Source organism: Bacillus sp. LK2 (assembly GCF_001043575.1).
GTDB classification, from domain to species: Bacteria; Bacillota; Bacilli; order Bacillales; family Bacillaceae_G; genus Bacillus_A; species Bacillus_A paramycoides.
In genome coordinates this window covers 86,840-101,432 of sequence record NZ_LDUK01000015.1, presented here as the reverse complement: position 1 = coordinate 101,432, position 14,593 = coordinate 86,840, and the positions used below count along the sequence as shown (strand labels likewise).

General features: G+C 36.6%; 10 protein-coding genes. 6 read left to right on the top strand and 4 right to left on the bottom strand.

Translation table 11 applies throughout. The annotated features are described in order from the left end of the window. The first annotated feature begins 130 nt into the window (after window positions 1-130). Entirely contained in the window at window positions 131-610 is a 480-nt protein-coding gene (bsaA, locus tag VK90_RS10310) for a glutathione peroxidase (protein ID WP_048372526.1), read from the top strand. 253 nt (window positions 611-863) lie between these two features. Here bsaA and VK90_RS10305 read toward each other — a convergent pair whose 3' ends face one another. The 3 genes from VK90_RS10305 to VK90_RS10295 are packed head-to-tail and all read right to left on the bottom strand — an operon-like array spanning window position 864 to window position 5,265. Next, window positions 864-3,092 carry a transglutaminase TgpA family protein gene (locus tag VK90_RS10305; RefSeq protein ID WP_048372524.1) on the bottom strand — a complete coding sequence of 743 codons (2,229 nt, stop codon included), beginning with the start codon at window positions 3,090-3,092 and terminating at the stop codon, window positions 864-866. Then, window positions 3,089-4,303: a DUF58 domain-containing protein gene (locus tag VK90_RS10300; protein WP_048372522.1), complete on the bottom strand. Its 1,215-nt coding sequence runs from the start codon at window positions 4,301-4,303 to the stop codon at window positions 3,089-3,091. The genes VK90_RS10305 and VK90_RS10300 overlap by 4 nt, the downstream gene beginning before the upstream one ends. Beyond that, window positions 4,303-5,265 carry an AAA family ATPase gene (locus VK90_RS10295; RefSeq protein ID WP_048372521.1) on the bottom strand — a complete coding sequence of 321 codons (963 nt, stop codon included), beginning with the start codon at window positions 5,263-5,265 and terminating at the stop codon, window positions 4,303-4,305. The genes VK90_RS10300 and VK90_RS10295 overlap by 1 nt, the downstream gene beginning before the upstream one ends. A 721-nt stretch (window positions 5,266-5,986) precedes the next feature. Between VK90_RS10295 and VK90_RS10285 the strand changes: the two genes are divergently transcribed. Genes VK90_RS10285 through narI form a run of 4 tightly spaced genes read left to right on the top strand, consistent with a single transcriptional unit; the run spans window position 5,987 to window position 12,392 of the window. After that, entirely contained in the window at window positions 5,987-9,670 is a 3,684-nt protein-coding gene (locus tag VK90_RS10285) for a nitrate reductase subunit alpha (protein WP_048372514.1), read from the top strand. Continuing rightward, on the top strand, window positions 9,660-11,135 hold the full coding sequence (gene narH / locus VK90_RS10280; RefSeq protein ID WP_025151140.1) for a nitrate reductase subunit beta: 1,476 nt from the start codon (window positions 9,660-9,662) through the stop codon (window positions 11,133-11,135). The genes VK90_RS10285 and narH overlap by 11 nt, the downstream gene beginning before the upstream one ends. Before the next feature lie 19 nt (window positions 11,136-11,154). After that, window positions 11,155-11,685: a nitrate reductase molybdenum cofactor assembly chaperone gene (narJ, locus tag VK90_RS10275; protein WP_025151139.1), complete on the top strand. Its 531-nt coding sequence runs from the start codon at window positions 11,155-11,157 to the stop codon at window positions 11,683-11,685. Window positions 11,686-11,702: 17 nt separating this feature from the next. Further along, window positions 11,703-12,392 (top strand): respiratory nitrate reductase subunit gamma, encoded by a 690-nt coding sequence (gene narI, locus VK90_RS10270; RefSeq protein WP_025151138.1) that lies wholly within the window; start codon window positions 11,703-11,705, stop codon window positions 12,390-12,392. Window positions 12,393-12,527: 135 nt separating this feature from the next. Here narI and VK90_RS10265 read toward each other — a convergent pair whose 3' ends face one another. Beyond that, window positions 12,528-13,220 carry a Crp/Fnr family transcriptional regulator gene (locus tag VK90_RS10265; RefSeq protein WP_048372512.1) on the bottom strand — a complete coding sequence of 231 codons (693 nt, stop codon included), beginning with the start codon at window positions 13,218-13,220 and terminating at the stop codon, window positions 12,528-12,530. A 357-nt stretch (window positions 13,221-13,577) separates the two neighbouring features. Here VK90_RS10265 and moaA point away from each other — a divergent pair, with 357 nt between their 5' ends. Then, the gene (gene moaA, locus VK90_RS10260) at window positions 13,578-14,591 is read left to right on the top strand and encodes a GTP 3',8-cyclase MoaA (RefSeq protein WP_048372511.1); all 1,014 of its coding nucleotides are present in this window, start codon (window positions 13,578-13,580) and stop codon (window positions 14,589-14,591) included. Window positions 14,592-14,593 lie beyond the last annotated feature (2 nt).

Genomic DNA, 14,593 nt, shown 5'->3' with positions numbered 1-14,593 from the left:
TTTGTGTCGATTTTTTGAACAAAAATAAAGCGCTATCATTTCGGGCATATAAGTATGTAAAAAGGGCTGCATGTTCACTTATGTAGTATAGTATAAACATAGAATGATAGAGAAGAGAGGGATAGGAACAATGACAATTCATGATTTTTCAGCTAAAACAATAACAGGTGAAGAAAAATCGTTAAAAGATTACGAAGGAAAAGCACTTCTTATTGTAAATGTAGCTAGTAAATGTGGATTTACACCACAGTATAAAGGATTACAAGAAGTATATGATAAATATAAAGACCAAGGACTAGAAATACTAGGTTTCCCTTGCAATCAATTTGGAGGACAAGAACCAGGCACAGAAGCCGATATTACAAGTTTTTGTGAATTGAACTACGGTGTAAACTTCCCGATGTTTGCAAAGATTGATGTAAAAGGTGAGAAGGCTCATCCACTATATACATACATGACAGAACAAGCACCAGGTTTACTCGGTATGAAAGCGGTAAAATGGAACTTTACTAAGTTTCTAATTGGAAGAGACGGGAAAGTAGTAGGGCGTTTTGCGCCGCAGACAAAGCCGGTGGATTTAGAGGTGGAGATTGAAAAGGTACTTGGCTAATAATTAGGAGTCACTACTTTGGTCACTTCCGCTAAATAGCTCGTTTAACTTTTCCGCTACCGATTTTTGCATACTTGGTAGTACGTGACTGTACGTATTTACTGTTGTACCGATATCCGTATGTGGCAGTTCAGGAGATGGCGGAGGCGATTAGGAGTTAGCTATCTTTTTATTATGTTTATTAAAAAATACCTCAAAGAACAAAGTAGCTCTTAGTCATTGAGGTGTTTTCTTTAAACTCACATTATCAAGATTAAATCACTGTATCGAATTCATTTGATTTAGGCAGAGAAGCTGCTTTTTTCATAAGTACTTCCCATAAGTGTACGGATTTCTTCCATTCGGCTGCGGCCTGTCCCTTTTGATACATAGCGTTCTCATAACTGAAAGTAAGTTGTTGCATATCAGTCGAGTTGTAAAGTGTATCGATGCGGAGAGCGTATTCTCGGAATGTTTGACTTTCACCCCGCGGTATACCGATTCTCGCAAATTGTTTTAAAAGTGAACCGTAAGCTTTTAGATAAACAGCATCATCTTTTCGGTATTTATAGAAAAGAATAATAAAAAATGTAATCCATTTCATTCTAGTGGTGAAGAGAATGTATCCCATGATACTAATCGGTATCGTAGAGAGGAATACGTACCACCAAGAAAACCCATTTTTAGAATTTGTGATCTTTTTAGTAGGTGCTTCTTCTGTATTCTCTATTAAACTTTTGAGCTTTGCTTCATTGTTCCGTTGGTGTATTTGCTCGTTTTTAGAATTATTTTCTTCGCTATTTTGTGAAGTAGAAGCAGGAGTATTATTTATAAAATTATAGGGATTGGTAAATCCTTTTGTTGGTTCGAATGGAATCCATCCGTATCCTGGAAAATATACTTCTACCCAAGAGTGTGCGTTATTGTTCGCGATTTTATAAACATTCTCACCTTCTGTACCAACAAGTGTATTCTCAAGAGTTCCTTCTGTATAGCCTTTTACCCAGCGAGCAGGAATTCCGGCAGAACGAAGTAACACGATCATAGACGTCGAAAAATTATTACAGTAGCCGCTTTTTGTATCGAAAAGGAATTGATCTACATAATCTTGGTTATTGGCAGGGAACAAGACATTCATTGTTTCGTATACAAAAGAATTGTCTGTGAAGTAATTTTCAATAGCTAATACTTTATCATATCGGTTGTCTTTATCATTTGTAAGATTAACAGCTAAGTCTCTTACTCGCTGCGGTAATGATTCGGGAAGTTGTGTGTACTTTGTCATGAAATAAGGACTTGTTTCATGACCTTCATTCGTTTTTACAGCTTTCAAGTTTTCTATGGAAAACTCCGGGATCTCATATGTTACTTTATACGAATTTAAAGTAGTAGAAGAGTCTCCGTGCATCGTATAGATTTTTTCTGAAAATGGGTCAACGCTGTATGATACATCAGAAGAAGCCTCAACTGATACTAATCCTGCTGGATAGGTAAGGTGAGTATAACTTTTTTGCATGGTGATTGTTGCCTCAGTTGTCTCCGTTTTTGTATATTGTTCGTACCAGCTCACGACGTCGTTTTTATTTTTAAATGAAACCTTTTTTTGATTTTCAGAAACCTCCCAGCCTTTTCCTGTATAAAAATCTTTTGTTTCTACTCTCCAATATTGTTTGTTTTGCGCTTGTGCTGTGAAAACAATTGTATTATCCGGTTTAAAAGGACCGCCTAATTGTGAGTCATCTAAACCATACCCAATTTTAGAAACTTCTTGTTTTTTACTTGCTTCGGATGTGTTGAATTTTAAAAAATCCATTGGGTTTGGCCACTGAGGACCAAATTTTGGAGCAAAGTATGCGATGGTTGTTGACAATACAATAAATATTGTAAGAGGTTTAAGTAATTTTGAGATTTCTCTAGCATAATTTTGTAAGTGTTCAATCTCTTTTATTCGTTCTATTTGAAGAAGACTAAGCATAAAAAAGCCGATGACAACAGTACGAATAATAGCGTAGTTTGCATTGTATAAATGTAAGTTATGAAAAACTGTGATATAAATAATAGTCAATATAAGAAATAACAACCCACGTTTTTTATGAATCATCCAGAAAGAGATGAAAGCACTCAAAAACCAAAATGATAAAAAAAATAAAAGTGTTGGAAAAACTGGGGAAATATCTAGCAAATTCCCCTGGAAAAACAGGGAGGAATTTCGAGAAATATCATAAAAAAATTTAGTTAGCCAAGATGGATTTATAAAAGCATTTTTATAATACAGGAAATGAATGATGAATAAGATCGTGACGATCTTTATTGGAATCTGCCACCTTGTTTGAAAAAAAGAGAGAGTGAAGCAAATTCCTATAAATATTACAAAAATATCTAATCTACCTACGTTTGTAATACCAATAAGGGGTCTTAGCCATTCTAGTAAAAGTAGAAATGCACATACATGTATAAAGAATCTGCTCATATCCCATTGTTTTTTTGTTTGTAATGTTATCATTTGCTCACCTCAAAAAACACGTTTGTATACCGGTTTTCATAAACCGCATTTACAAATATTTTTCGTTTTTGTAGATTTTCTAGAATACTTAGTTCTCGATGTGAGAGTTGATTCGCTTTTTCTTTCACGACAAACACCATTAATTTTCTATTTTTTATAGCAGCACAGTCAGCCGCCTTTTGAATATCGGGAGAAAGATCACTTGTCACGAGTATAATCGTTACGGGTTCATAAATTTTTCTTAATTCCATTTCTACACTCCGAGAGAGCGGGAATACACTGTCCGCTTGTACTTTCGCTAAATGACAAAAGATTTGCTGCAACTGACTATCTCCATTGTCTAAAGGGAAAAAAGTTCGTTCTTTTCCGACAGACACGAATGACGCCGGTGAATTTTGCTTCAAGACAGCCCTTACAATAGAGGCAGTAAACGTTATGACTGATTCGAATAGAGGGGATGGGGTTCTGTCCATGAATATCATGATATTATGGCTGCGCTGTTGTTCAAACTCTTTCGTCATAATGTTGCTTGTTCGTGCAGTAGCTTTCCAATCAATCCATGAAAAGCGGTCACCAGGTTTATATTCTCTGACACCGACAGAGACTGTAGAGTCTTTTGCTAAATTTATATTTGCTGAAAGCGCTCCTTGTTCGAAATGATTTTCCAATTGTCGATACGTTATATCTACATACTGGGGATAGACTAAAAATGTATCTGGAACTGAAAAAGTTACTTCTTTCTCCATCATACCGAATAGATCGCCAGTTTTGACACGTACGCTTGAAAAAGTGTGCTCTCCTCTAGGGATTGTGTCAATAACATATTGAAACGAAATATTTCGTTTTAATCCAGGAAAGAGTATTACCTTATTCATCTTTGTTTGTCTACAGCTTGTAAATTGTGGTGGCAGTTCATCTTCTATAACTAAATAAAGTAAGGGAAAAGGAAATTTTCTTTTTATTGTAATAGTGCTTAAAAATTGTTCACCTGCTACATATTCGTTTTGGTTTGTTATTCGTTTTACTTCAGCGTCCCGTAAAGCGTAGAAGGGGAGTAGTAGTGAATAAAGGCCAATAGGAATTGTACTGTAAAACAAAAACCAACTTACAAATCCTCCTTGAAGCATAGCGTACACAAATGTTAAGACTAGGCATAAAGGGATTAGCAATAACTTGGTAACGTGATATAGTACTCGTAGTAGTCGTTTCATCAAAGGTTCATCGTCCTTTGATTCGGCACGGTAGTTCGTGCAACGATTTTGGCGATAACTTGTTCTCCTGTTATACCTTCAAATCTTGCTTCCATTTTTAGAATGAGTCTGTGAGCTAAAACGTAAGGAGCTAAAAATTTAACATCGTCTGGAATAACATAATTTCTGCCATGGATAAATGCATAAGCCTGTGAAGCTTTCATTAAAGCAATTGAGCCGCGTGGACTTGCACCTAGCTGTATAGAACTATAAGAACGAGTCTGATTAACAAGCTTTACAATGTAATGCTTGATTGCTTTGTCCATGCTTACTTCCCGTACGCTTTGTTGTAAATAAAGTAATTCTTCTATTGTAGTAATAGCTTGTAAATGGGAGAGTGGATTTGTTTTTTCCATCCGGTTTAAAATTTCAAATTCTTCTTCTGATGTAGGGTATCCCATTTTTAGCTTCAACAAGAAACGATCGAGCTGAGCTTCTGGTAAAGGGTATGTTCCCTCATATTCGACCGGATTTTGTGTAGCCATTACAAAGAACGGTTTTGGTAACGGTCTTGTAATGCCATCTATTGTGATATTGCCTTCTTCCATACTTTCAAGTAAGGCAGATTGTGTCTTTGGAGATGTACGATTAATTTCATCAGCAAGTACAAAATTTCCCATAATTGGTCCAGGCTTGAACTCAAATTGGAGCTCTTTTGGATTGTAAATAGAAACACCTGTTACATCTGACGGTAGTAAATCAGGTGTGAATTGAATTCGCTTGTAATCGGCATCAATTGATTTAGAAAGAGCACGTACTAGCATTGTTTTCCCGACACCGGGAACATCTTCTAATAGTACATGACCTTCAGCTAAGAGAGCTGTCAAGGCTAAAATCGTTTCTTTTCGTTTTCCAACCATTAATTTTTCAATATTGTTGATTATTTTTTCTACAATGGGATGTAATGAATCAAGCTGGGGCATCGTAATCCTCCTAATTTTATTATCGTTTTCTAATTCATTTAGTGGAAAATAGAATTTAGGTTAAAGAAAAGTAGTTCTTTCATTTTATTGCAGTATGATAGTAATCTAAGAGGTAATTCGTAATGGTATTATATAAGTTCATATTGAGAACTTATATAAATAGGAAGAAACTTATATGTAAAAAAATCATGGTGATATACTTTAGGATTTCTATGTCCTCAAAGGAAATCCTAATCTTAATTTTAAAAATATTCAGATTATTAATCCAGGTTACATCTAGTATAATTGTTGTCGTAACCAAGGGCAACACAGAAAATAATGATTTCTAGTTTTCTGTAAAATATGTCTTGAAATAAAATAGTATAGTTGAAGAAAAATAAATTCCTTACATACAATTTATAATCGTTTCCTTATAGCATTATTGAAATAATATCAAAACTCTTTTTAATATAGTTATAAAGAAAAACGTAGGAACTTCTCCTACGTTTTTTCTTTTGTAAAGTAGCTGATTCCTCCACGTACTAATTCCCTAATAATTACGATTGACCATAAACCTTCGCAACGGAACAAAGAAACCTTTATTTACGAATAATTTCTCTCAAACTTATTTTCTACTGAATTTTTGACAATCTCTTGAACTGTGCGAAATGTCACATCTGTATTTTACAACCTCTCTTATAGTAAGGGTATGTAAGAGAGACGTATTAAAGGAGTGAACAGTATGAAGAAGAAACCTTCAGCACTAATGAGACGTTTAAAATATTTTTCACCAATAGATCGTTATAACGATAATCATACACAAGAAACATATGAAGATCGTGAATGGGAAAATGTGTACAGAAAGCGTTGGCAGCATGATAAAGTAATCCGTTCTACACACGGTGTGAACTGTACTGGTTCTTGTAGTTGGAACATTTATGTGAAAGATGGAATTGTAACATGGGAAGGACAAGAGCTTAACTATCCAACAACAGGTCCTGATATGCCTGACTTTGAACCACGAGGATGTCCGCGTGGAGCGAGTTTTTCTTGGTACATTTATAGTCCACTTCGTGTGAAATATCCATATGTACGTGGTGTTCTTTGGAATATGTGGCAAGAGGAATTACAAAATCATAAATCACCACTAGATGCTTGGAAAAGCATTGTGGAAAACCCTGAAAAAGCATGTGCTTATAAGCAGGCGCGTGGTAAAGGGGGATTCATTCGCGCGAATTGGGATGAAGTTTTACAACTCGTTTCTGCTTCATTACTTTATACAGTAATTAAATATGGTCCGGACCGAAATGTTGGTTTCTCACCAATTCCAGCTATGTCGATGTTAAGTCATGCAGCTGGTAGCCGTTTTATGCAACTTATGGGTGGGCCAATGCTTAGTTTCTATGATTGGTACGCTGATTTACCACCAGCTTCTCCGCAAATTTGGGGCGATCAAACGGATGTACCAGAAAGTAGTGACTGGTATAACTCTGGCTACATTATGACATGGGGTTCAAATGTACCGATGACGAGAACACCAGATGCCCACTTTTTAGCAGAAGTTCGTTATAAAGGAACGAAAGTGGTTTCTGTAAGTCCTGACTTCGCTGAATCTACTAAGTTTGCTGATGATTGGATTAGTGTGAAGCAAGGTACAGACGGTGCACTTGCGATGGCAATGGGGCACGTGATCTTACAAGAATTCTACGTAGATAATCAAGTGGAATACTTCACAAAGTATGCGAAGCAATATACTGATTTTCCTTTCTTCGTCACATTGAAACAAAAAGGAGATCAATTCGTTGCTGATCGTTTCTTAAATGCTTCTGATATTGGACGCGAAACGAAATTAGGAGAATGGAAACCTGTGCTTTGGAACGAGAACACGAATGATTTTGCAACACCTCATGGCACAATGGGGTCACGTTGGGATAACGAAAAGAAATGGAACTTACGTTTAGAAGATGAACAAACAGGTGAAAAGATTGACCCACGTCTTTCTTTACTTGGAATGGAAGATAGTGTTGGAACGGTGCAAATTCCGTACTTCTCTGATGATGGAAATACAATATTAGAACGTACAATTCCAGTGAAAAAAGTTATGACAGAAGAAGGCGAAGTGTTCGTTACAACTGTATATGACTTAACGTTAGCGAATTACGGTGTAAACCGAGGACTTGGTGGGCAAGAACCGAAAGACTTCAATGATGATGTGCCGTTTACACCTGCATGGCAAGAGAAAATGACAGGAGTGAAACGAGAGCTTATTATTCAAATCGCTCGTGAGTTCGCACAAAATGCTGTTGATACAAATGGTCGTTCGATGATTATTGTCGGGGCCGGTATTAACCATTGGTTTAACTCTGATACGATTTATCGTGCAGTTCTAAATCTTGTTCTTCTCGTTGGAGCACAAGGTGTAAACGGCGGCGGTTGGGCACATTATGTTGGTCAAGAAAAATTACGACCAGCAGAAGGATGGCAAACAATTGCGATGGCAAAAGATTGGCAAGGGCCACCGAAATTACAAAACGGTACATCTTTCTTCTATTTTGTAACAGATCAATGGCGTTATGAAGATACACCTGTAGGACATTTAGCATCACCAGTTGAGGGCAACTCCCGTTATCAACATCACGGTGATTACAACGTATTAGCAGCAAGACTTGGCTGGTTACCTTCATATCCAACATTCGAGAAGAATGGGATTGAATTATATAAAGAAGCTGTTGCTTCTGGTGCAACAACGCAAGAAGAAATTGGAAAATACGTTGTGCAAAAATTAAAAGAAAAAGAACTGAAATTTGCAATTGAAGATCCAGATAATAAAAACAACTTCCCGCGCAACTTATTCGTATGGCGTGCAAATTTAATTTCAAGTTCGGGTAAAGGTCACGAATATTTCTTAAAACATTTATTAGGTACAACAAATGGATTAATGAATGACGATAGTGATTCATTACGACCAGAAGAAATTAAGTGGCATGAAGAAGCACCTGAAGGGAAGTTAGATTTACTCATTAATTTAGATTTCCGTATGGCTGGAACAGCGCTTTATTCTGATATCGTCTTACCTGCTTCAACTTGGTATGAAAAACATGATTTAAGCAGTACAGATATGCATCCATTTGTACATCCATTTAATCCAGCAATCGGTTCACCGTGGGAAGCACGCTCTGACTGGGATATTTTCACCTCTCTTTCTAAAGCTGTGTCAGATTTAGCGAAGAAAATCGATCTTGAACCAATGAAAGAAGTCGTTGCAACACCACTTCTGCACGATACGCCGCAAGAATTAGCGCAACCACTTGGCAAGATTAAAGATTGGAGTAAAGGTGAGTGTGAACCGATCCCAGGTAAAACAATGCCGCAAATTCATGTTGTCGAAAGGGATTATAAAACGATTTATGACAAAATGACAGCGCTTGGACCAAATGCTGGAAAACAACCGATTGGTACGAAAGGGATTTCTTGGTCTGCAGAAAAAGAGTATGAGCAATTAAAGAGTCGATTAGGAGTTGTTCGGACTGATTCTATTGCGAAAGGTTGCCCAGACATAAAAGAAGCAATTAATGCTGCCGAGGCGGTATTAACACTTTCTTCTACAACAAACGGTCATATGGCTGTAAAAGCATGGGAAGCACTTGAAAAACAAACGGATTTAAAATTACGTGATTTAGCAGAAGAGCGTGAAGAAGAGTGCTTCACATTTGAACAAATTACAGCGCAGCCTAAAACAGTAATTACTTCTCCGGCCTTTACGGGTTCTGAAAAAGGTGGACGCCGTTACTCACCATTTACAACAAATGTTGAACGTCTTATCCCTTGGAGAACGATAACGGGTCGACAATCTTTCTATTTAGATCACGACATGATGAAAGAATTTGGTGAAACGATGGCAACATTTAAGCCAATTCTGCAACATAAACCATTCCGTAAATCACGGCCCGAAGTAGAAGGAAAAGAAATTACACTAAACTATTTAACACCGCATAATAAGTGGTCGATTCATAGTATGTATTTCGATTCATTACCGATGTTAACGCTGTTTAGAGGTGGTCCAACTGTTTGGATGAATAAAGAGGACGCTGCTGAAGCTGGCGTTGCTGATAATGATTGGATTGAGTGCTTTAACCGTAACGGTGTTGTTGTAGCGCGTGCGGTTGTAACACACCGTATACCGAGAGGAATGGCATTTATGCACCATGCGCAAGATCGCCACATTAACGTACCTGGTACGAAATTAACAAGTAACCGCGGAGGAACGCATAATAGTCCAACTCGTATTCACGTTAAACCAACACATATGATTGGTGGATACGGCCAATTAAGCTATGGATTTAACTATTATGGTCCGACTGGGAACCAGCGCGACTTAAACGTTGTAATTCGCAAATTGAAGGAGGTAGATTGGCTTGAAGATTAAAGCGCAAGTCGGAATGGTAATGAATCTAGATAAATGCATCGGCTGCCATACTTGTAGCGTAACATGCAAAAACACCTGGACGAATCGTCCAGGTGCTGAATATATGTACTTCAATAACGTAGAAACGAAACCTGGAATTGGTTATCCAAAACAATGGGAAGATCAGGAGAAATACAAAGGCGGATGGGAATTGAAAAATGGTGAAATTCAGCTGAAATCCGGTTCGAAAATGAAGCGTCTTATGAACATTTTCCACAATCCAGATCAACCAACAATTGATGATTACTTTGAACCTTGGAACTATGATTACGAAACATTAACAAATAGCCCACAGCGTAAGCATCAACCAGTTGCTCGTCCGAAATCAGCAATTACAGGCGAATTTATCGACAAAATTGAATGGGGTCCAAACTGGGAAGATGATTTAGCAGGCGGACATATTACAGGATTACAAGATCCAAACGTAAAGAAAATGGAAGAAGAAATTAAAACGGATTTTGAAAATGTCTTTATGATGTATTTACCACGCATATGCGAACATTGTATGAATCCATCTTGCGTATCGTCTTGTCCATCTGGTGCGATGTATAAACGTGAAGAAGATGGGATTGTTCTTGTGGATCAAAATGCATGTCGTGCTTGGAGATTCTGCGTATCATCTTGTCCGTATAAAAAAGTATATTTTAACTGGCAAACGAATAAAGCAGAAAAATGCACAATGTGTTTCCCTCGTATTGAAGCTGGTATGCCAACAATTTGTTCTGAAACATGTGTAGGACGTATTCGATATATTGGGGTAATGCTATATGACGCTGACAAAGTAAAAGAAGCGGCTTCTGTTGAAAATGAAAAAGATTTATATGAATCTCAGCTTACTGTTTTCCTAGATCCAAATGATCCAGAAGTAGCAGCTGAAGCAAAAAAACAAGGCATTCCTGAAGAGTGGATGAAAGCGGCACAAGAGTCACCAATCTATAAAATGATTATCGATTGGAAAATTGCTCTTCCTCTTCATCCAGAATACCGTACAATGCCAATGGTTTGGTATATCCCACCGCTTAGCCCAATTATGAATATGGTGGAAGGGAAAGGTAGTAACTGGCAAGCAGAAGAGATTTTCCCTGCTATTGATAATATGCGTATTCCAATTCAATATTTAGCGAATTTACTCACTGCAGGAGATGAATCACATATTCGTCTTACATTGAAAAAAATGGCTGTCATGCGAACACATATGAGAGCATTGCAAATTAATAAAGAACCAAATGAAGCTGTATTAAAAGAACTTGGTTTAACGAAAGAAGATGTAGAAGATATGTATCGTCTTCTTGCTATCGCGAAATATAAAGATCGCTTCGTCATCCCGACATCTCACCGCGAACAAGTTGCAGATTTATATAGTGAACAAGGAAGCTGTGGTCTTTCCTTCGCGGGTGGCCCAGGCTCTTGTACGACAATTTCATAAATAAAGGGGGCAGAAAATTATGAAACAAAGTTTACAAACTGCTTTTTCTTGTTCTTCTTTTCTTCTTTCCTACCCGGAACTTGGGTGGGGAGAAGCTTTAACTGAATTACAAGAAGAGATTGAAGCAATTGAACAGGAAGATGTTAAAGCATCACTTACAGCATTTATAAAACAAGCACTGGATAAAACGAACGATCAATTAATTGATTCTTACGTATATACATTCGACTTTGGTAAAAAGACAAATATGTATTTAACTTATATGAACACTGGTGAACAAAGAGAAAGAGGTATTGAATTATTAGAGTTAAAACAGCATTATAAAAAATCTGGTTTTAGCGTAACAGATAAAGAACTCCCTGATTATTTACCGCTTTTGCTTGAGTTTTTTGCAAATGCAAATGAGCAAGATAGTGAACCAATCATGAGTAAATACAAGGAGAATATACAAGCATTGCACGGGCAGTTAAAAGAAGCAGACTGTATGTACGAACCAATTCTTGCAGCCGTACTCCTAGCTATCGACGCCTGGGGAGTACAAATGAATTAGAAAGGAGAGTTGTCAAAATGATGGATCAATTTCTATGGGTGTTATTTCCCTATATCATTTTTGCAATCTTTATCGGTGGACATATTTTCAGATACAACTATGATCAATTTGGATGGACATCAAAATCTAGTGAACTATTAGAGAAGAAAATGCTCCGAATCGGAAGTCTATTATTCCACTTTGGGATAATGTTCGTAATTGGCGGTCATGTTATGGGAATATTAATTCCAGAGTCCGTATACCGCTCAATAGGGATTTCTGAGCATATGTACCATATAGTTGCAATTAGTTTCGGACTTCCGGCAGGTGTTGCTTCTATCATCGGTTTAATTATATTAACGTATCGCCGTTTAACAGTAAAACGCATCATTGCAACGAGTACAAAGGGAGATTATATTGCGCTTATTTTATTACTTATTGTAATGCTGGCAGGACTTTCCTCAACGTTTTTAAATATCGACTCAAAAGGGTTTGATTACCGTACAACAATTGGTCCATGGTTCCGAAGTCTCTTTATTTTCCAACCGAAAGTTGAATATATGATGGAAGTACCTGTATGGTTTAAAATTCATATTATTGCAGGGATGGGGCTTTTCGCAGTATGGCCATTTACAAGACTTGTACATGTATTTAGTGCCCCAATTAAATATTTAAGCCGTAGTTATGTAATTTACAGAAGACGTATTCCTAATGAATTGAAAAAATAATTTTGTTATATATGTTTAGTAATTTATAAGGAAAGCCGAGGTCTAATTGGAGGCCTTGGCTTTCCTTATAGGTGCGAGTAACTGTATGTGTGAAGTAGCTAAATATGAAAAAAAGAGTAGCATCTAAATAAGATGCTACTCAATGCTACAAACAGAGGCAGAGCAATCTTCACAAGAGATTTCACATTTTAAAAATTGTAAATCATGAATTGTAATCTTTCCTTTATAAATAGAAATCGTACCTTGTTTTTTTAAATCATTTAACATTCGATTTACACTTTCACGCGAAGTTGCACAGAAATTTGCAAGTTCTTGATTTGTTAATGGCAAATCGATGAGAATTCCATTTTCTTTTAAAACACCATAACTATTTGTCATTCGAATGAGAGTAGAATATAGGGCACCTTTTTTGCCATGTAATACTAAATCTCGGAATTTCGTTTGCATTCTTCTTAAATGTTCACTAATCCATTTCATAAATTCAAATACAAGAGCGGGCTTTTGGAGTAATGCTTTTTCTAAGGCTTCACGCTTTATAACTCCTACTTCAACATCTTCAAGGCATTTTGAATTTAATAAATACTTCGCATTGTCCGTGAACAATGTTAATTCGCCAATAATGTCGTATTCTGAACAAATACGAAGTGTTAATTCTTGCCCGTCAGCACTTAGTTTACTAATTTGTACTTTTCCGGAGTGGATGATATAGAGTTCTGTTGCTTCCATACCTTCTTGAAAAATAAAACTTCCTTTTTTAATTTGCATTTTATATTCAACAGATGCAAGTAATTCTTTTAAATCTTGAGATAATGTCATACTGTTTGCCACAGTGATCACCTTTCTTCTTATAAGCAATACATTTCCTATTTTGAGTGTAAGTATGATGAAAATGCAAGAGCTATTTTTAAAAATAAAGTAAAATTTCAATGACCGTAAGGGAAAACAGCATTAAATTTTAAAAAAGCTACTTGTAGTAAGGAATTATATAACTCTAAGTTTTTTATTTTGAAAAAGAGAATGAGGCTAGAGATGTGAACAAAATTCGAACGGATTTGTGAAGAATTTTTGAATGGGGAAAGTAATGTGAGAAAAGTCACATTGAATATGTAGCTTCTTTTTTATAATGAAGGCAAATAAAAAATTTGAAAGCTTACTAAGGATTTGAGTAGAAAAGAAGGGATATAGATGCACGAGAAGATGAGAGATTCTTTAGAACGGCCACTTCAAGATTTACGTATTTCAGTTATTGACCGTTGTAATTTTAGGTGCACGTACTGTATGCCGGCGGAAGTGTTCGGACCTGATTACGCCTTTTTACAGGAAGAATTTTTATTAACGTTCGATGAAATAGAAAGATTAGCGAGATTATTTATAAGTATGGGAGCCCATAAAATTAGGCTTACTGGCGGTGAACCATTATTGCGTAAAGACTTACCGAAGTTAATTGCAAGGCTTGCAAAGCTAGAAGGTTTAACGGATATTGGACTCACAACAAACGGTATTCATTTAGCAAAACAAGCGAAGGCATTAAAAGAAGCGGGATTAAAACGTGTAAATATTAGTTTAGATGCGATAGAGGATCATGTCTTCCAAAAAATTAATGGACGAAATGTAAGTACAAAACCTGTATTGAAAGGAATTGAAGCAGCAAAGGCAGCTGGATTAGAAGTAAAGGTAAATATGGTCGTAAAAAAAGGGATGAATGATAGTCAAATTCTTCTTATGGCTCGTTATTTTAAAGAACAAGAAATTCAGCTTCGTTTTATCGAGTTTATGGATGTGGGCAGTACGAACGGTTGGAACTTTGAACAAGTTATTACGAAGGAACAATTAATAGAGAAAATTAATCGTGTATATCCGATTGAGCCCGTTAACCCTCGTTACTTTGGAGAGGTAGCGAAATTGTATCGATATGTAGGGAGCGATGCAGAAATTGGATTTATTACTTCTGTTTCTGAGTCATTTTGTTCTTCTTGTACGAGGGCACGTATTTCGGCAGACGGTAAGTTTTTTACGTGCTTATTCGCAACCCAAGGAACGGATTTACGAACGCTTCTTCGAGAAAATATTTCCGATGCATCACTATTAAAAATTCTACAGCATACATGGGAGCTTAGAAAAGATCGGTATTCAGATGAACGAACGGCAGAAAGTACAAAAAAACGTCCAAAAGTTGAAATGTCTTACATTGGTGGATAACG

Excerpts from the sequence above, each read along its gene's own strand:
- bsaA (WP_048372526.1), top strand. The coding sequence starts at position 131 with ATGACAATTCATGATTTTTCAGCTAAAACAATAACAGGTGAAGAAAAA.
- VK90_RS10305 (WP_048372524.1), bottom strand. The coding sequence starts at position 3,092 with ATGATAACATTACAAACAAAAAAACAATGGGATATGAGCAGATTCTTT.
- VK90_RS10300 (WP_048372522.1), bottom strand. The coding sequence starts at position 4,303 with ATGAAACGACTACTACGAGTACTATATCACGTTACCAAGTTATTGCTA.
- VK90_RS10295 (WP_048372521.1), bottom strand. The coding sequence starts at position 5,265 with ATGCCCCAGCTTGATTCATTACATCCCATTGTAGAAAAAATAATCAAC.
- VK90_RS10285 (WP_048372514.1), top strand. The coding sequence starts at position 5,987 with ATGAAGAAGAAACCTTCAGCACTAATGAGACGTTTAAAATATTTTTCA.
- narJ (WP_025151139.1), top strand. The coding sequence starts at position 11,155 with ATGAAACAAAGTTTACAAACTGCTTTTTCTTGTTCTTCTTTTCTTCTT.
- narI (WP_025151138.1), top strand. The coding sequence starts at position 11,703 with ATGATGGATCAATTTCTATGGGTGTTATTTCCCTATATCATTTTTGCA.
- moaA (WP_048372511.1), top strand. The coding sequence starts at position 13,578 with ATGCACGAGAAGATGAGAGATTCTTTAGAACGGCCACTTCAAGATTTA.